Origin of the sequence: Paenibacillus sp. ACRRX (assembly GCF_022346885.1) — a bacterium.
GTDB lineage: Bacteria > Bacillota > Bacilli > Paenibacillales > Paenibacillaceae > Paenibacillus_B.
On sequence record NZ_JAKRNK010000001.1, the window covers coordinates 116,021 to 133,996 of the forward strand.

General features: G+C 43.6%; 17 protein-coding genes and 1 CRISPR repeat array. Of the genes, 13 read left to right on the forward strand and 4 right to left on the reverse strand.

From position 1 onward, the window contains the following. Window positions 1-17: 17 nt before the first annotated feature. The 6 genes from cas5c to cas2 are packed head-to-tail and all read left to right on the forward strand — an operon-like array spanning window position 18 to window position 5,529. Entirely contained in the window at window positions 18-743 is a 726-nt protein-coding gene (cas5c, locus tag MH117_RS00495) for a type I-C CRISPR-associated protein Cas5c (RefSeq protein ID WP_239326339.1), read from the forward strand. Further along, window positions 740-2,638: a type I-C CRISPR-associated protein Cas8c/Csd1 gene (cas8c, locus tag MH117_RS00500; protein WP_239326341.1), complete on the forward strand. Its 1,899-nt coding sequence runs from the start codon at window positions 740-742 to the stop codon at window positions 2,636-2,638. The genes cas5c and cas8c overlap by 4 nt, the downstream gene beginning before the upstream one ends. A gap of 53 nt (window positions 2,639-2,691) precedes the next feature. Next, window positions 2,692-3,552, forward strand: coding sequence for a type I-C CRISPR-associated protein Cas7/Csd2 (gene cas7c, locus MH117_RS00505; protein WP_239326343.1), 861 nt, complete (start codon window positions 2,692-2,694; stop codon window positions 3,550-3,552). Continuing rightward, window positions 3,542-4,201 carry a CRISPR-associated protein Cas4 gene (cas4, locus tag MH117_RS00510; protein WP_239326345.1) on the forward strand — a complete coding sequence of 220 codons (660 nt, stop codon included), beginning with the start codon at window positions 3,542-3,544 and terminating at the stop codon, window positions 4,199-4,201. Before cas7c ends, cas4 begins: the two co-directional genes overlap by 11 nt. Beyond that, on the forward strand, window positions 4,198-5,229 hold the full coding sequence (cas1c, locus tag MH117_RS00515) for a type I-C CRISPR-associated endonuclease Cas1c (RefSeq protein WP_239326347.1): 1,032 nt from the start codon (window positions 4,198-4,200) through the stop codon (window positions 5,227-5,229). The genes cas4 and cas1c overlap by 4 nt, the downstream gene beginning before the upstream one ends. Window positions 5,230-5,238: 9 nt before the next feature. After that, window positions 5,239-5,529: a CRISPR-associated endonuclease Cas2 gene (gene cas2 / locus MH117_RS00520; RefSeq protein ID WP_239326348.1), complete on the forward strand. Its 291-nt coding sequence runs from the start codon at window positions 5,239-5,241 to the stop codon at window positions 5,527-5,529. A gap of 177 nt (window positions 5,530-5,706) precedes the next feature. Next, a CRISPR array of direct repeats spans window positions 5,707-6,013; the repeat unit is 32 nt; unit sequence GTCGCACTCTATACGAGTGCGTGGATAGAAAC. Window positions 6,014-6,637: 624 nt separating this feature from the next. On the opposite strand, the gene MH117_RS00525 is transcribed toward cas2, so the two are convergent. Both MH117_RS00525 and MH117_RS00530 read right to left on the reverse strand, forming a co-directional pair. Beyond that, complete coding sequence (locus tag MH117_RS00525) at window positions 6,638-6,994, reverse strand: hypothetical protein (RefSeq protein ID WP_239326350.1); 357 nt, start codon at window positions 6,992-6,994, stop codon at window positions 6,638-6,640. A gap of 199 nt (window positions 6,995-7,193) precedes the next feature. After that, the gene (locus tag MH117_RS00530) at window positions 7,194-8,237 is read right to left on the reverse strand and encodes a hypothetical protein (protein WP_239326352.1); all 1,044 of its coding nucleotides are present in this window, start codon (window positions 8,235-8,237) and stop codon (window positions 7,194-7,196) included. Between the two features lie 610 nt (window positions 8,238-8,847). Here MH117_RS00530 and MH117_RS00535 point away from each other — a divergent pair. After that, on the forward strand, window positions 8,848-9,006 hold the full coding sequence (locus MH117_RS00535) for an aspartyl-phosphate phosphatase Spo0E family protein (RefSeq protein WP_239326354.1): 159 nt from the start codon (window positions 8,848-8,850) through the stop codon (window positions 9,004-9,006). 376 nt (window positions 9,007-9,382) lie between these two features. On the opposite strand, the gene MH117_RS00540 is transcribed toward MH117_RS00535, so the two are convergent. After that, a complete protein-coding gene (locus MH117_RS00540) occupies window positions 9,383-9,808 on the reverse strand; it encodes a PH domain-containing protein (RefSeq protein WP_239326356.1) in 426 nt (141 codons plus the stop codon). 483 nt (window positions 9,809-10,291) lie between these two features. Between MH117_RS00540 and citZ the strand changes: the two genes are divergently transcribed. From citZ to MH117_RS00560, 4 genes are all read left to right on the forward strand, one after another. Further along, window positions 10,292-11,404, forward strand: a complete 1,113-nt coding sequence (citZ, locus tag MH117_RS00545) for a citrate synthase (protein ID WP_239326358.1) — start codon at window positions 10,292-10,294, stop codon at window positions 11,402-11,404. Window positions 11,405-11,541: 137 nt separating this feature from the next. After that, the gene (gene icd / locus MH117_RS00550) at window positions 11,542-12,840 is read left to right on the forward strand and encodes an NADP-dependent isocitrate dehydrogenase (RefSeq protein ID WP_239326360.1); all 1,299 of its coding nucleotides are present in this window, start codon (window positions 11,542-11,544) and stop codon (window positions 12,838-12,840) included. Window positions 12,841-12,855: 15 nt separating this feature from the next. Then, window positions 12,856-13,797, forward strand: a complete 942-nt coding sequence (mdh, locus tag MH117_RS00555) for a malate dehydrogenase (RefSeq protein ID WP_239326362.1) — start codon at window positions 12,856-12,858, stop codon at window positions 13,795-13,797. Window positions 13,798-13,965: 168 nt separating this feature from the next. Next, window positions 13,966-14,385, forward strand: a complete 420-nt coding sequence (locus MH117_RS00560) for a hypothetical protein (RefSeq protein WP_239326364.1) — start codon at window positions 13,966-13,968, stop codon at window positions 14,383-14,385. A gap of 71 nt (window positions 14,386-14,456) precedes the next feature. Here MH117_RS00560 and yfbR read toward each other — a convergent pair whose 3' ends face one another. Beyond that, window positions 14,457-15,092 carry a 5'-deoxynucleotidase gene (yfbR, locus tag MH117_RS00565; protein ID WP_239326366.1) on the reverse strand — a complete coding sequence of 212 codons (636 nt, stop codon included), beginning with the start codon at window positions 15,090-15,092 and terminating at the stop codon, window positions 14,457-14,459. A 283-nt stretch (window positions 15,093-15,375) separates the two neighbouring features. Between yfbR and MH117_RS00570 the strand changes: the two genes are divergently transcribed. Both MH117_RS00570 and MH117_RS00575 read left to right on the forward strand, forming a co-directional pair. After that, on the forward strand, window positions 15,376-16,929 hold the full coding sequence (locus tag MH117_RS00570) for a fumarate hydratase (protein ID WP_275444502.1): 1,554 nt from the start codon (window positions 15,376-15,378) through the stop codon (window positions 16,927-16,929). Continuing rightward, window positions 16,929-17,915 (forward strand): bile acid:sodium symporter family protein, encoded by a 987-nt coding sequence (locus tag MH117_RS00575; RefSeq protein WP_239326368.1) that lies wholly within the window; start codon window positions 16,929-16,931, stop codon window positions 17,913-17,915. The genes MH117_RS00570 and MH117_RS00575 overlap by 1 nt, the downstream gene beginning before the upstream one ends. Window positions 17,916-17,976: the final 61 nt, after the last annotated feature.

Below are 17,976 nucleotides of genomic sequence, written 5' to 3' on the forward strand. Positions count from 1 at the left end.
GAATGGAAGTGAGCGTGATGAGGAACAGCATCGAGTTTGAGATCGTTGGTAATTACGCGCTGTTTACAGACCCGTTAACGAAGCTGGGTGGAGAAAAATTGTCCTATCAGATCCCAACCTATCAGGCGTTGAAGGGGATTGTGGAGAGTATTTATTGGAAGCCGACGCTGTTGTATATCATCGATGAAGTGCGGGTCATGAAGCCAATTCGTATGGAATCTAAAGGCATTAAGCCAATAGATTATGGCGGGGGCAACACGCTCGCTCATTATACTTATTTGCGAGATGTTCACTACAAGTGCCGCGCTCATTTTGTGTTTAACCCGCATCGTCCTGACTTGGTCTACGATCATAACGAGCACAAGCATCACAACATCCTAAAGCGCTCCTTAAAAGCAGGGGGCCGGAGGGACATTTTTCTGGGCACCAGGGAATGCCAAGGCTATGTTGAACCATCTGTGTTTGATGAGGGAGAAGGCTTTTATGATAACTACGCTGGAGAGATTCATTTTGGGACGATGATTCATGGGATTAACTACCCTGATGAAACGGGGAGACATCAGATGGAGACTCGGTTGTGGAATCCGGTCATGAAAAATGGGGTTGTCACGTTTATTCCGCCTGAACAATGCGTACAAGTACGTCAACTGGCGGGCGAACTAACACCAAAGCTGTTTAATGAGACCAACGTTCAATCCGTAGATGAATTGTATGAACAATTGGCAGAGGGGGGGAATCAATGAGCTGGCTGCTGCATTTATATGAGACGTACGAATCCAATCTGGGTCGAGTCGGTGTCATCGAGAAGAAGAAGTATAGCGAGCAGGAATATACGCTGCTGCCAATCTCGCATACGACGCAGACGGCTCACATTGAAGTGCTCGTGACGGAGGAGGGCGAGTTTCATTTTGCCACAGTTGTTGTGGAAAAAAGTGATGCAAGCACTTTAATCCCTTGTACAGAGGATTCAGCTAGCCGGGCTGGATCTAAAGTTGCACCTTATCCCTTACACGACAAGTTAAGTTATGTAGCAGGAGATTATACGGCTTATGGGGGAGAAGCGAAAAAAGAAGACCCATTTGTAGCCTACATCCAGCAGTTGGGGGAATGGGCTTCATCCCCATATGCTGACCCCAAAGTTCAAAGTATTTACACTTATTTGCGTAAGGGCTGCTTGATTCAGGATTTAGTTAAATGGCATATACTTGCAGTAGATGGAAATGGAAAGTTGATCGGGAAATGGGATAAAAAGTATGCAAATCTGTACAGTGAGAAACCAGCGATTTTCTCGGTAGTGGCTGGAGAGCAGGAAAGTGCTTTTGTTCGGTTTACAGTCCACTCGCCGAAGAAGCAGCTAGCTAAAGTATGGAAAGATCAAGCGATGTATGACTCTTTTATTCGTTATTACAATGACAGGTTGGGAGATGAAAGGTTATGTTATGTAACCGGCAGCAAGCTTCCAGCAACTTCAAAGCATGCGAATAAAATAAGAAATGCCGCGGACAAAGCAAAGCTTATCTCGGCAAATGATACGAGCGGATTTACGTATCGTGGCCGCTTTAACGAGAGTGCTGAAGTCGCAAGTATTAGCTATGACGTATCCCAGAAAGCGCATAATGCATTAAAGTGGCTGATTCAGCGCCAAGGCAAGATCATTGACCAGCGTGTATTTCTCGTATGGACAAATAATGCACAGGAAATTCCTGCTCCCGAAGAGGACACGCTGTCTGTTCTTCGACGGCGACCTATTGTACAACAGCGTAAGTCTGTCACCAGTGACATACTGGCCAGCGAGCTGGCCAAGGCGCTGGATGGGTACAAGAATGAACTGGCATCGAACAGCTCAGATGTTAACCTGCTTATTCTGGATTCGGCGACGACAGGCCGTATGGCGGTGCTCTACTATCGTCACATGGAACAGCAGCAATACTTCGACAAGTTATTGAAATGGCATTCCACATGTGCTTGGCTTCATCGTTATCGCAAGGATGAGGAAGGTGACTCCGTTGCCTTTTACGGTGCGCCTGCAACCAAAGATATCGCTTATGCAGCGTATGGCCCTAGGGCTAATGATAAAGTTGTCAAAGGATTAATGGAGCGGATACTGCCCTGTATCGTGGATGGGAGAGCCATTCCGTCAGACGTTGTAAATAGTGCATTTCGACGAGCTTCCAACCCTGTATCTATGGAGAAATGGGAATGGGAAAAGACGCTCAGCATCACCTGTGCCTTAATTAACAAAAAGGAGGAGTATCCGTTGGCATTAGACAAGGAACAAGATGACCGTAGTTATTTGTTTGGACGCTTATTAGCGGTTGCTGATGTATTAGAACGCCGTGCGTTAGGTTCGGATGAAACGCGTTCCAGCAACGCGATTCGTTACATGAATTCATTCGCTCAGCATCCTGAACGAACCTGGAAGACGATACAAGCAAGCTTGCAGCCCTATCAAGCGCGGTTAGGTTCAAAGGGTTACTATTTATCCGGATTAATAGATGACATTGCCACTAGATTCAAGTTCGACGATTTTAATAACAAGCCGTTGACTGGCAAGTATTTACTAGGCTTCTATAGTCAAAGACATGATTTGTTCCAGAAGAAAGAAAAGCAGGAGCAAGTGGAAGACGCCTTAGAGTAACCGACACAACTTGGACTTTGTTTGAAACAAACATAACCAAAGGAGATATAGACATGACCATCTTAAATCATAAAATTGATTTTGCTGTTATTTTTACCGTAACCAAAGCAAACCCCAATGGTGATCCCCTCAATGGCAACAGACCGCGTCAAAACTATGATGGATATGGTGAAATTTCAGATGTAGCGCTTAAACGCAAGATTCGAAATCGGCTGCAGGATGCAGGTGAATCCATCTTTGTTCAATCCAATGATCGTAACACCGACGCATTCAAGAGTTTAAGAGAGCGCGCTGAAGCAAATGCTGCCTTAGCTAAGATCATGAAAGCCAAAGATGGTTCAAGCGAGGACTTTGCACAGTTGGCTTGTGAGGAATGGATAGATGTGCGCAGTTTTGGACAAGTGTTTGCCTTTAAAGGCGGCTCAGATAAAGGGGTTTCCGTTGGGGTGCGGGGGCCTGTGTCTGTTCATACAGCGACGAGTATTGCACCGATTGACATTACAAGTATGCAGATAACCAAAAGTGTGAACTCTGAGCCAGGGAAAGAGAAAGGTTCAGATACAATGGGGATGAAGCATCGGGTAGATTTTGGTGTATATGTATTTCAGGGCAGCATCAATACTCAACTTGCAGAGAAGACGGGCTTCACACATGAGGATGCAGAGAAGATCAAGCAAGCACTCGTTACATTATTTGAAAATGATGCTTCCTCAGCCAGACCAGATGGAAGTATGGAAGTGGTCAAAGTGTACTGGTGGGAGCACAACTCCAAGCTGGGTCAATACTCGTCCGCGAAAGTACATCGCTCCATGCGTGTCGAAGCGATAACTGATGAGCCAAAACAATTTACAGATTATCAAATTATATATACAGAGTTGGAAGGCTTAAAGGTAGAGATTTTTGATGGTCAGTAACGATGAAGATCAATACTTGATGCTGTCGGGGATACAACATTTTCGGTTCTGCAAGCGGCAGTGGGCATTAATCCATATTGAGCAGCAGTGGCAGGAAAATGTAAAAACGATCGAAGGACAGCATCTCCATCGGAATGCAGATAAGCCGTTCACAAGGGAAAAACGCGGGGAGAAGCTTATTGTCCGCGCGATGTCAGTGAAGTCGCATGTCCTTCAGATTACCGGCACTTGTGATGTGGTGGAATTTATTCGAGATCAACGCGGTGTGGAGATTCATGGGGCAGAGGGCAAATATTTGGCCTATCCGGTCGAGTACAAGCGCGGCAAGCCTAAGAAGGATGAGTCGGATGTGCTGCAATTAGCAGCTCAAGCCGTGTGCTTGGAAGAAATGCTGTTGTGCGACATTTCGACAGGGTATCTGTATTACAACGAGATTCGGCAGCGGGTTGAAATTCCGCTCACGGCAGAGTTGAAGGAATCGGTAAGACAGATCGTACGCGAGATGCAGGATTACTACAAGCGCAGATACACGCCTAAAGTAAAGACAGGGACTTTCTGTAAAAGCTGCTCGCTTCATGCCATATGTCTGCCTGCCTTGATGAATAAACGGTCGGTAAAGAGCTACATCGAAGGGAAGATCAAGGAATGAAACGGCTTCTAAATACGTTGTATATTACACAGCCGGACGTGTATTTAGCGTTGGATGGCGACAATATCGTTGTCATGAAGGAAAAAGAGAAGCTTGGCAGATATCCGCTTCATAATCTGGAAGCCGTCGTATCGTTTGGATATACAGGAGCAAGTCCAGCTCTAATGGGGTATTGTGCGGAGCGGGATATTTTTATTACCTTTTTAACGACAAGCGGGAGGTTCCTGGCACGAGTTATTGGACAAAGCAAAGGGAATGTTGTGCTGCGGAAAAAGCAGTATCTCCTATCTGAGGATGAAGTTCAATCAGCCAAGATTGCACGTAACTTCATATTAGGCAAGATTTATAATCACAAATGGATGATTGAGCGAATGACACGGGAATACCCGCTGCGCATTGATGTGGATCAGTTCAAAGAGGTGTCTCAACATTTATCCACGATTATAGCGGAAGTTAGGGTCTGCGAGGATTTGGAACAGCTTAGAGGCTGGGAAGGGCAAGCGGCGGTTCGTTATTATAAAATATTTGGTCAGATGATCCTACAGCAGACAGACGATTTTTATTTTCATTCCCGCTCACGCAGGCCGCCACTTGATCATGTTAATGCGATGTTGTCTTTTGCCTATACGTTGTTAGCCAGAGATACGGCAGCCGCTTTGGAGGCGGTTGGATTGGATGCTTACGTAGGGTTTCTGCATCGGGATCGACCTGGAAGAGCGTCTCTGGCCTTGGATATGATGGAAGAACTTCGTGGAATTTATGCAGACAAGTTTATTCTCAGCTTGATTAATAAGAGACTTGTCAACAAGGACGACTTCTTTAAGAAAGAAAATGGAGCCGTCCTGATGACAGATGAGGCCAGGAAAACATTTTTGGCGGCATGGCAGCAGAGAAAGCAAGAGAAGATGGAGCACCCCTATTTAGGTGAAAAAATAGTCTGGGGCTTGGTTCCTCATGTGCAAGCGCTGTTATTAGCACGTTATTTGCGTAATGATTTGGATGAATACCCTCCTTTTTTATGGAAGTAGGTGGTATGATTGTTAGTGCTCATTACTTATGATGTTAGGACCACGAGTAGTGCTGGACAGAGACGATTACGAATGGTCTCCAAAATGTGTCAAAACTACGGCCAACGTGTCCAAAATTCGGTCTTCGAATGTAATGTAGACGCCGCCCAATTTGCCAGCCTGAAGTTACAATTGGTAGAAATGATTGATCCGAGGGAGGATAGTCTCCGTTTCTATCAATTAGGCAACAACTATAAAAATAAGGTCGAGCATGTTGGTGTGAAGGCATCAATAGATATGGATGCTCCCTTAATTTTGTAGTGCGGATGTGAGGTTCACATGAAAACCCCGGGGGTTCCGCACCAAATATCTTCTTGATAATTCCATTTATTCTAATTATTTATTTTATATTTTGGTGCATTTGATTGTAAAATTCATTTTATTGGGTTATTTGATCAACAAAAGCATGGTTTTAGCCACTTTTGGTCAAATTTCGCAGTCGCACTCTATACGAGTGCGTGGATAGAAACTTTTCTCTTACATATTTCTTTATATTGCTTGATTACGGGTCGCACTCTATACGAGTGCGTGGATAGAAACAACAAATATTGCTACATCAATACCCAAACCATATGATCGTCGCACTCTATACGAGTGCGTGGATAGAAACTTCAAAACTCCCATGCCCCATTGTCGCTAGTTGCGTCGCACTCTATACGAGTGCGTGGATAGAAACCACCGCCCCCAAACGCAACCTTTACAAGATGCTGGCTGTCGCACTCTATACGAGTGCGTGGATAGAAACATGTCACGGAAATATTCAATGTTAACGGGTTTTGTCGCACTCTATACGAGTGCATGGAGCATGAGAAATAAGAGGACTATTAAATAGCTGACGACTATATGTAGTATGTAAGCGGAGGCAAAAATGAAAACGATCTTGAAAAACTAATTACAAGTAGTATCTCAAAGAAGTCGAGCGAGGAACCTTGCAAATATTATTGTTAATCTTCTACTTGTTATATTTTTTCTCACAATCGGAATTACAAATGGCTATTTGAACCATGTACTAGTCTTATTGTTTGTTATATTAAGCTGTGTTGTTATGTGTACGAAAGTGTTGATTGCTCTTTATTATGTGATCAGGAAAGAAAGTTAAACTCCACTCTTACTGAAATGAGGTCCTCTTCCTCAGAAAAACGGTATCATTTTGTGAAGAATTGGGTGCGATTAGCTGTTAATTGATGAAACATGGGGACACTTCCCCCCTGAGTACTGCACCCTTTTAGGTAATGCTTCAAACTTAGATATTCCAATTGAAGAGATCACAGAACGCTACATCTGCTTTAAGCAATTCACTCCGAATCAAAAGTTAACGAGAACTGGTTTCCAATTTTTCATGCTGATTTTACGATGAAATGTTCCATATTTACTTCGATCCATACAAATCGCTCAAGTTATCTTGAGTGAGATCTAACTTCTTACCGTTTTGATTAACAATATAAATTTTATCAGGTGGACTCTCTAGGCTTTTACCCGTGATTAACAGTTGGTGCCCTCCTTCGATTTTGTACTTTCTTATATATAATCCTGAACCGATATCCTCGAAAGAATACTTGGTGAAATCGCCCCAATTCAGTGATACGCCCTTTTCAGATAAGCTTTTTAATTCATCTAACGAAATATATCCACTTGGCCCTACTTCCCTATTACTTTGGCATGCTGAACAAATAATTAAAACGAATAACAATGTCATTGAAAACTTAAAGCACTTTGCGAGTGTCATTAAATCCCCTCCCAATTTCCATATTTATTACTGGTAATCTATAAGAGGTGATCATACATTATAATTGTAAATATAAGGAGTGTTGCTACAAATGGAGCCAGCAACGCGTGCAGCATAGTTTTTATTGTCTGCTTTGAAGCAGAATCCTTAACTCTTGATCAAATGGTCGCTTAGATTGAGCATACAATCATGTCAATCTTTAAATTCGTAGTAAAGGTAGGTTTAATTTTGTGGCTAGTTCCTCTGCCTGATCTACCGTTGATTCGTTTGTATCTTCTGTTTCTAGTAGAAAGACTGCAATTGGATTTGTAGAAGGGTCATTAATTAGCACAATTTCATTATATGCCTGACTTCCATCAACGTCCTCAATACCGCATTTCTGTACTTTTTTTGAAGTGTTTTCAATTTCTTCAATGTGCATAGTTTTGCAAGCATAGGTATCTATATATTGTAAATACATATTTGCACCTAGCGGTATAGAAGTAAGCGAGAAAAATTCAGCATTTATAGATGTATGGAAAGGAAGCGCATCCGCATAGCAATCGGAGCTGCTAATGAGCAATACATTCTTTAAATATGGCTGATAAACAAACCCAAATTTCGATTTTTTATAAGTCCCTTGAAATTCGTCAGTAATTAGACTTGTAGAAATGATGGGGTTACTCTTGGCATTTTGAAGAGCAGTTTCAGTATTCGTGTTTATGGCATGTACAAGAAATTTAAACTTACATCCTCGTCGATACTCATTGGGTTTTGTAAGTTGGCTCTCCCACTTCTTTAATGTAATTTCTGCTAGAGGGTTTTCAATATCATATTGAAAATTTACATATGCATTATATCGCGCTATAAAATCCTCGTCATCCATATTTAAATGGTGTATTATTGTTCTTCCAAGATCATGACTGTAAGAAAGTTCATCTTTTAGAGATGACTCTCTTCTAATTCTATCTTTTTTGAAATCAGAAAATTGCTCTTTCCTCCATTGAAAACGTTCACTAATTTTTTTAACAGATTCTACATCTTCAATGGTGAAGTTCCTGACTGTTCCGTCTAAAATCAAATTAATATTGAGCTCTGTTTGCTCTAACTTTCTTTCCAGACTCAAATCATCTAATGGAACGGAGTAAATAATTTCAGTTAAATAACTGAAATCATTAAGTTGAATATTTTTTGAGCATGCTACCTTGTCTATTTTTTTGCGTCTCTCGTATAATAAGCTATGAATTATTGTCCGTTGAAACATAGTATCCATACACATCATATTTTCACCCTTAACAAAAAATATGGGGACAGTTTAGTCATAGATGATAAAATTGATATTACATTCAATTAATCAAAGAACCGTCCCTTAATTTCCACTAATTCCTCAACCAAACTCATTACTGCATCAGCTTTATACACTTTTTTTCTGAGTTACTTACAAACTCATTGCCTTCTAGCGAGAAATTAGGAATGTTACCCATTGAAATTAGGATAAATGGATAACCACCAAATGCCATATTTGTCACCTCAATAGTGAATGAGTACTTAATTACTATTCAAGGTGTTTCTATGTTATCCTGCCCGATAGTGTAGCAAAAAAGCATCCTTTAAACTGAGGCAGTTTAGTTTGCCTTGCAGCTGTAGAAGCCGAAGTATGCAGCAATATCCCTCTTCAGATCCTCGAAGGTTTCGTAGCTCTACAAATAATATTGTATTATTTCACCTGTCTGCCGTAAGGGGAGCATATCACTTATTGGATCGCCCCTTTTGATTTTGGTTTCACAAAAATTAATTTCCCGAGATTCAATGAAACCCGTGATATATTTACCAAGTGGAGAAAGATAAAGGACTAGAGGAAGGTGGTCTGCAAAGTGAAAGAGAAGCTCGAGGACCTGCGATCCCTAATGAACGGATTGTATAGAGAAGGTACTAGCTTGACCGATGATAAGATGCTAAAGCTAAGTCAACGTTTTGATAAGATTGTGACCAACTATCATCGATCCACACAGAAACGGATTCCTACCGGATAGGTGATCCCATATTTGCGTCTAATTCTTCTTTTGTTGATAGATGGCTACTTTTATAGAGTTCTCTTCTCATATTTAAAAAACTAGGAACCATGATATAAATCCAAAGTATCTACTAGAAGCAATATAAAGAAAGTCTGTGGTTTCGGACTTGTGTAAAGCACTTTAAAAGATGCTTAATCGCAAATGTAGGCGTTATTTGGGTCCGCACAACTCCAACGTCAGCAGAACGGTCGTATTTATCAACGAAAAGACATTATCACTTAAAAATGAGATCGTGTTGCCCAGATTGTAGAGATACTCAAGCTTTTAACCACGTCGGGGTTATCTGCAATCTGAAAGCCACCCGTTAAGGTGGCTTCATTTGTTTTAGGCTGCTTTAACTGTTAATTCGTTTATTATTTTGATGAGCTAAAGTAATTAATGCAACATAGAAAGGCTGCACATTAAACTTTTTGCCAAATTCAAATCTGTAAGTTGCCGTCTGAATGCTGTTGGCCTTGTAGTAAGGCGACGTAATATAATGAATCGTAATCTCGCTATCATCCAAGCCGGTACCTGCCGACTCCATCGTCACTTCATATATTGAATTTAAGTGAATGGAAGCAACTCTCGTTTTTTTACCCGTCACGCCTTGGTGGTCAATCAACAATAATCTGTCATCTGTAATGATAAACGTGTCACGTACTAACCGAAAGCCCATTTCGATCTTTTCTTGTGGCATCAAATAAGGTCCATACTGATTGGTCAGATCCTGAATCGACACCTCTGAATAGTTGCCAAGTATACCGCCTAGAATTCCCACTGTAATTCCTCCTTGATGTGTGTAAAATGTGATGTCTTGCGATTGTGATATTCATACAAATTCCCTAGATAAACCCAATATCCTGCTTTGCTTCAAAAAAATGTACTGGGTGTACTTCTTGTTAAGCTGGTCAAATCATGCCACTATACCTCATTATGCATAGTCACAGAAGTATATGAAAAGGGTTTGTTCACGCAATGTTCACAAAATTCACACTGAGGTATGTTAAGGGATCTCATTTAAGAACAGTTGAAAACGCACACATTTCCATCCCTTTTACTCATGCAAACAAAATATTATATATACGCGATAAAGCATTTCTATCCCAGAGAATAGGCAGAATGCGTTCACATAACTGACAAAATCAATTATGATTTAGAATATAAAATTTAGTTCCGATCACTGAAATGAGACATCATGTGGGCGCATACACTTATTAACTCGTACGTATTCCGAATGTAATGTGTAAAGGAGAGAGGACAGATGACAGCAACAAAAGGTTTGGAAGGTATTGTTGCGGCGGCTTCATCGATCAGCTCGATCATCGATGGCGTGTTAACATATCGCGGTTATAATATTGACGACTTGGCTGAACACGCTACATTTGAAGAAGTCGTATATTTGTTATGGTATGGCAAGTTGCCGAACCAGGCAGAGCTTGCTGAGCTGCAATCTCAATTGAACGAGCATGCAGCGATTCCATCTGCTGTTATTGATCAACTTAAGCTGTTTCCGTCCGATGCGAACACGATGGCGGTTCTTCGTTCTGCCGTGTCCGCACTTGCCTTATACGACGAATCGGCCAATGATATGAGTCATGAAGCGAATCTGCTGAAAGCCATTAAGCTGCAGGCTCAAGTGCCAACCGTTATCGCTGCACATGCGCGCATTCGCTCTGGTCATGAGCCGATCACGCCTTTATTAGGCCGCACGATCGCGTATAACTTCTTGTATATGATGAGCGGTCATGAACCTGATCAGGCTGCTGTAGCAGCTATGGACAAAGCGCTAGTCCTGCATGCGGATCACGAGTTGAACGCTTCTACATTTGCGGCTCGCGTGACGGTTGCGACGTTGTCTGACATTTATTCAGGCGTCACTTCTGCTATTGGTGCCCTTAAAGGGCCGCTGCATGGCGGTGCAAACGAGGCAGTTATGATCATGTTGGATGAGATTGGGTCGTTTGACCGTGTAGATGACTACATTCAAGCGAAGCTGGACAACAAAGACAAGATTATGGGCTTTGGACATCGTGTATACAAGAATGGTGATCCACGGGCGAAGCATCTGCAGAAGATGTCTGAGGAACTCGGCAAAGCACATGGCAATTTGGAATTGTACAATATGAGTGTTCGCATTGAGGAACTGATTACGGGACAGAAGGGCTTGAAGCCAAATGTTGATTTCTATTCCGCTTCGACCTACACGATGCTTGGCATTCCACGTGATCTGTTTACGCCAATATTTGCGATTAGCCGGATGTCCGGTTGGACTGCTCATATATTGGAGCAATATGAGAATAATCGGATCATTCGCCCGCGTGCAGAATACACGGGACCTTCCGGTCAATCCTTTGTTCCAATTGAAGAACGTTAATTAAATTGTAACATTTTTTTTGAGAATGGTTGTCACTGTAAATGGCGGGTTGCTACAATGGAAGAGTAGCTCCCGTCACCTGTTTGTATGAATGCTGTCATAAGGGGCGGCAATAACCACTAGGAGGAACGTCTATTATGTTGCAATTAGACCAATTTGCACCACCTACAGAAGGCGAGAAAATTACGATTCAAGACGGTAAGCTGCAAGTGCCTAACCATCCGATCATTCCTTTTATTGAAGGTGATGGCACTGGCCGTGACATCTGGCGTGCATCAAAGCGCGCATTGGATGCAGCTGTTGAGAAAGCGTACAATGGCGAGCGCAAGCTTGGTTGGTACGAAGTATTTGCAGGGCAGAAGGCGTTTGACAATTATAGCGAATGGCTGCCTAATGATACATTGGAAGCGATTCGTGAATATATCGTAGCGATTAAAGGACCTTTGACAACGCCAATCGGCGGCGGTATTCGCTCATTGAATGTTGCCCTTCGTCAAGAGTTGGATCTGTACACATGCTTGCGTCCGGTTCGTTATTTTGCAGGCGTGCCATCCCCGGTTAAACGTCCTGAGCTTGTAGACATGGTCATTTTCCGTGAGAACACAGAAGATATTTATGCTGGTATTGAATATGCTTCCGGTTCTGATGAAGTGAAGAAGCTGCTTCAGTTCCTTCAACAGGAGATGGGCGTGAAGAAGATCCGTTTCCCAGAAACTTCTGGTATCGGCATTAAGCCTGTATCTTCAGAAGGATCGAAGCGCCTTGTGCGCGCTGCAATTGACTATGCAATTGCCCATGGCCGTAAGAGTGTAACGCTCGTACACAAAGGCAATATTATGAAATATACAGAAGGCGCGTTTAAGAACTGGGGTTACGAAGTAGCCGAGCAAGAATATGCCGAGCAAACCTTCACATGGGATCAATATGATCGCATTAAAGAAGAGCAAGGCGTCGACGCTGCAAACAAAGCACAGGCTGACGCACTTGCTGCTGGCAAGATCTTGATCAAAGATGCCATTGCAGACATCGCACTTCAACAAGTACTTACACGTCCGACTGACTTTGACGTCATTGCAACACTTAACCTGAACGGTGACTATTTGTCCGACGCACTGGCTGCACAAGTAGGCGGCATCGGCATCGCGCCAGGAGCTAACATTAACTACCTGACTGGACATGCAATCTTTGAAGCAACACATGGAACAGCGCCTAAATACGCTGATCTGGATGTAGTCAATCCTGGTTCGGTTATTTTGTCCGGCGTAATGCTGCTTGAACACTTGGGATGGCAGGAAGCGGCTGATCTCATTTATAAAGGTATGGAAGCTGCGATTAACAATAAGACAGTTACTTATGACTTCGCACGTTTGATGGAAGGCGCGACAGAAGTGAAATGCTCGGCATTTGCAGATCAGATTATCAAACATATGAGCTAAGGAGCGATTACAGAGATGGCAATTCGTCGCGGCAAAATTACCGTTGTTGGCGCAGGCTTTACAGGAGCGACAACAGCATTGATGATAGCGCAAAAGGAACTTGGAGATGTCGTATTGCTGGACATCCCTCAATTGGAGAACCCTACAAAAGGCAAAGCGCTTGACATGCTTGAGGCTAGTCCTGTGCAAGGCTTTGACAGCAATATCCTCGGCACTTCCAATTATGCGGATGCGAAGGATTCCGACATCGTTATCATTACGGCAGGGATTGCACGCAAGCCTGGCATGAGCCGTGATGATCTCGTCAGCACTAATGCTGGCATCGTCCGTTCTGTATGCGAGAACATTAAGACTTATTGCCCGAATGCTTATGTAATCATTCTGAGCAATCCGGTTGATGCGATGACATATGCGGCATTTGAAGCGCTTGGCTTCCCTAAGAACCGTGTTATCGGACAATCGGGTGTGCTTGATACAGCACGCTACTGTACCTTTATCGCACAAGAGCTGAACGTGTCTGTGGAAGATGTACGCGGCGTAGTATTAGGCGGACATGGCGACGATATGGTTCCGCTCGTTCGATATACGAATGTAGGCGGCGTGCCAATCGAGAAATTGATTCCGCAGGATCGCATAGAAGCTATCGTTCAACGCACACGCGTCGGCGGAGGCGAGATTGTGAATCTGTTGGGCAACGGCAGCGCTTATTACGCTCCTGCAGCTTCACTTGTTCAGATGACAGAAGCGATTCTGAAGGATAAGAAACGTATCCTTCCGGTAATTGCTTTGCTTGAGGGCGAGTATGGCTACGAGAATCTGTTTATGGGCATCTTGGCTGTAGTCGGTGGCGACGGTATTGAGAAAATTATCGATATCGAGTTAACAGCGGAAGAGAAAGCGGCATTGGACAAGTCCGCACAATCTGTTCGTAACGTCATTCAAGTGGTTAATGGGTGAGTGATTTGTTAATATGTTGCTGAAATGAAACGAAAATGTTGCGTAAGTGTGACATTTGTTATAGTGAGTCGACTATTTTATAGTCGACTCTCTTTGTTTAAAGCGGTATATTTTAGTATAATAATGAAGATAGAGAACATATATAACCTGAACATGGAGGGAATAAAGATGTGGCAACCGTTTATGCTTGTACATATTCTTGGTGCTGTCCTGATGGGCTTCTATGCACTGGCACCATTCGTAGCGGGCAAGCTGAAGACCGTATCGGCAGCAGGACAAGAAGGCGTATTAACAAGCATGATTACAGCTAACCGAATCGCGCAATTTATGCTTATCGTGAATTTTATTACCGGCGGTTACTTGATGAGTCAAGGTAAGTACAGCTATGTATGGATGGGAATCGTTACTTTGCTGTTCTTGGCGATAGCTGCTTTTAGCGGAATTATGGGTAAAAAGATGAAGCTTGCGCTGCAATCTGTAAAGAACAATCAATCCAACAAGGCTGCTTTGGACAAAATTACGACGTTCAGTACGTTGATTTTTGTAATGTTTATCGTAATGGTTGTGTTGATGGTGTACAATTTCTAGCCGATATTCTTCATCATGGCAAGTAAAGAGGGATGGCTACAATTTTGTAGACATCCCTTTTTCATTGATTCCTACTCGGACATTTCATCTAATGACATCGTAAAGCTTGGAGCAAGCGTGGTCATGAAATAATCGACCTCGTCCATCTCCAACAGCTTTATTTTCCCCTCGATTTGCTGCTTGGCTACGACAAACTCCCGATTTCCAGAGGCAATTTCAAATGTACATTTTAAATAAGCATCCAGTAAATCCGCAGCTTTGACGTACTTCCGCAGCTTGTGTTCTTCCGTTGGATGAATAAGTGGCGTGTAGATGGACTTGAGCGCGGGCGGGATCATATCGACCAAGCGTTCCGCTGCCAAATGCTCGATCTCTCGAAAATTTGCCAAAATGCGTGGATTGTGATGCTTCACAGGTGTCGGGATATCTCCTGTAAATACTTCCGTGGCATCATGAAACAAGGCCATTGATACGGCGAGATTCGTGTCTACCTCTCGATGAAATATTTCATTGGCAATCGTGCACAGCACATGTGTGGTGAGTGCGACATGAAAAGAATGCTCTGCTACGTTCTCTTTTGTCGTATTTCGCATCAGACTCCAACGTTCAATGTGCTTTAATCGATACATATATGCATAAAAGTGATTATGTTGAGAGGGCTCCTGATCGAATCGATCGTGTAAATGAGCAGGTTTGCCTGTATCCATGCGATATTCCTCCCTTTCATAGTTAGATATTTAATATCCACCTATTGCTTACGGTAATATTGGGTATTAATTTTTTTTGGTACCGAGATAACGAGTTTTGTTCAACAGGTGTGACGAACTTAGCTGCATACCGATATGAGAAATGGCGTTCTCATGCTATTATATTACTATTGGAACTTTTTTGAATACTATGAGCCAGATTACGATTCCCGATACATCCGGTACAGACAGCTTGGAGCTAATCGACGGGAACATTGACGAGGATGAGAGGAGCATGTTCACAATGTTGCAGCACTTTGGAAAGAGCGTATACGAGCTAATTGTGGAAGCGTCTACAAATTTGCCTGGGGATGTGCGCCGTGCCATTCGTAAAGCGCAAGAGCGCGAAGATGCAGCGACACGTTCAGGTCTGTCACTGAGTACGATTGCACGTAATATCCAGATGGCGGAGCGTAACGTATCGCCAATATGCCAGGATACGGGCATGCCGACATTTATTGTGCACACGCCTGTAGGGGCCAACCAAATTGTGATGAAGCGCGAAATTCAAGCAGCGGTCAAGCAGGCAACGCTGGATGGCAAGCTGCGTACCAATTCTGTTGATTCGTTAACAGGTTCTAATAGCGGTGATAACTTAGGTCCCGGAACGCCAGTCATTCATTTTGAACAGTGGGAACGAGACGATATTGAAGTAAAGCTGATTCTAAAGGGCGGCGGCTGCGAAAATAAGAACATCCAATACAGCCTTCCGGCAGAGATAGAAGGACTGGGTAAGGCGGGACGCAATCTGGACGGCATCCGCAAATGTATTATGCATGCAGTCTATCAAGCGCAGGGGCAAGGCTGCAGTGCAGGCTTTATCGGCGTAGGGATTGGCGGCGATCGTACAACAGGCTACGAGCTTGCCAAGCACCAGTTATTCCGCAAGACGGAAGACTGTAATCCTATTCCTGAGCTGGATCAATTAGAGCAATATGTCATGGAAAAGGCAAATGAGCTCGGCATCGGCACGATGGGCTTTGGTGGTGAAGTGACCCTTTTGGGCTGCAAGATTGGTGTCATGAACCGACTGCCGGCAAGTTTCTTTGTATCGGTTGCTTATAATTGCTGGGCTTATCGTCGTCAAGGGATTCTGATGGATGGTACAACTGGCGAGTTAAAGGAATGGATGTACGAACGCGGCTCTGATATTAAAATGGATCAGCATGCAGAGACTGCGGCAGCGGCTGATGATGCGGCCGCATCCGATACAGGCAGTCGGCAGGTTGTGCTGACAACACCTATCTCAGAGGAGACGATTCGTTCTTTACGTGTGGGCGATGTGGTCATCATTAACGGAGAGATGCATACGGGACGTGATGCACTACATGGCTACTTGATCGATCATGATTGTCCGGTAGACATGAATGGGGCTGTCATCTATCACTGCGGACCGGTGATGTTGAAGGATGAAGCGGGCTGGCATGTTAAGGCTGCTGGTCCTACAACAAGTATTCGTGAGGAGCCATATCAAGGTGATATCATGAAGAAATTTGGCATTCGTGCTGTAATCGGCAAAGGCGGAATGGGTGCCAAGACGTTAGCTGCTCTACAGGAGCATGGAGGCGTGTACCTGAATGCAATCGGCGGTGCGGCTCAGTATTACGCGGAATGTATTAAGAACGTGAATGGCGTGGACTTCATGGAATTTGGCATCCCGGAAGCGATGTGGCATTTGGATGTGGAAGGTTTTGCGGCGATTGTTACGATGGATTCACACGGTAACAGCCTTCATGCAGAAGTAGATAAGAGCTCATTGGAGAAGCTGAGCCAATTTAAGGATACGGTCTTTAAGTGATGAATCGTGGAATGGGCTTGCAGATCAATTCATGGTTTGAACGCTATATGTTTATGTTGATCCCCCTCAGTCTCGTACTGGGGGTTCTTTGCGATCAAATACTGCTACCTTATGTCATATTTGTTCCGTGGCTGTTTGGTTTTGTTACATTTGTAATGGGACTAGGATGCGGGGTAAAGGATATCACACAGGCTTTCCAGCGTCCCGCAGTCTTATTGACGGTGCTGGTATCGTCCCATTTGATTGCGCCCGCCATCGCTTACAGCATCGGCGCCATTTTATTTGGACCGACTTCTCCAATCAGTATCGGGATGGTGCTGTTTACCATTATCCCGCTTGGCGTATCCTCCGTCCTGTGGGTGGATATTTCCCGTGGCGCCGTGGGATTGATGTTAGCACTTGTTGTGATCGACTCACTGCTTAGTCCTGTTCTGGTTCCGAGTATGCTGCTGCTATTGTACGGGGAGAGTGTGCCTATTCATACGTGGGGGATGTTAAAAGACCTGCTGCTTATCCTTGTGCTTCCAATTGTAGTTGGTGTAATCATTCACAACAGGACCAAAGGTCAGGCAAAGCCAGTTCTTGCGCCAGTACTGCTGCCGTTGTCCAAAGTGGCTTTTGTCGGCGTGGTTATCTTAAATGCAGCGGCAATTGGTCCCTATGTCCGTCAATTGAATGTTGGCTCATTAGTAGTTATATTGGTAATTGTCATACTGGTTGCAGGTTGTTATGTTATTGGCTATATGTCGGGGAAGCTGTTCAGGAAAGAACGTATCGTGATGTGTACAACGTTGGGCTTTGCAACCGGCATGCGAAACGTCTCGCTAGGACTTGTATTGGCGATGCAGTACTTTGGACCTGATACAGCAGTGGTGGTCGTGCTGTCGATTCTGATTCAACAGCCTGCTGCGACTTTGTTTTATACCATTTTACAAAAGCTTAATATGATTCGTACTAGTCAAACAGAACCGACATCGGTACCATAAACAAGAGTAGACGTAATGGATTGCAGCAGCACTAGACAACGCTGTGACAAGAAGTGGAGAG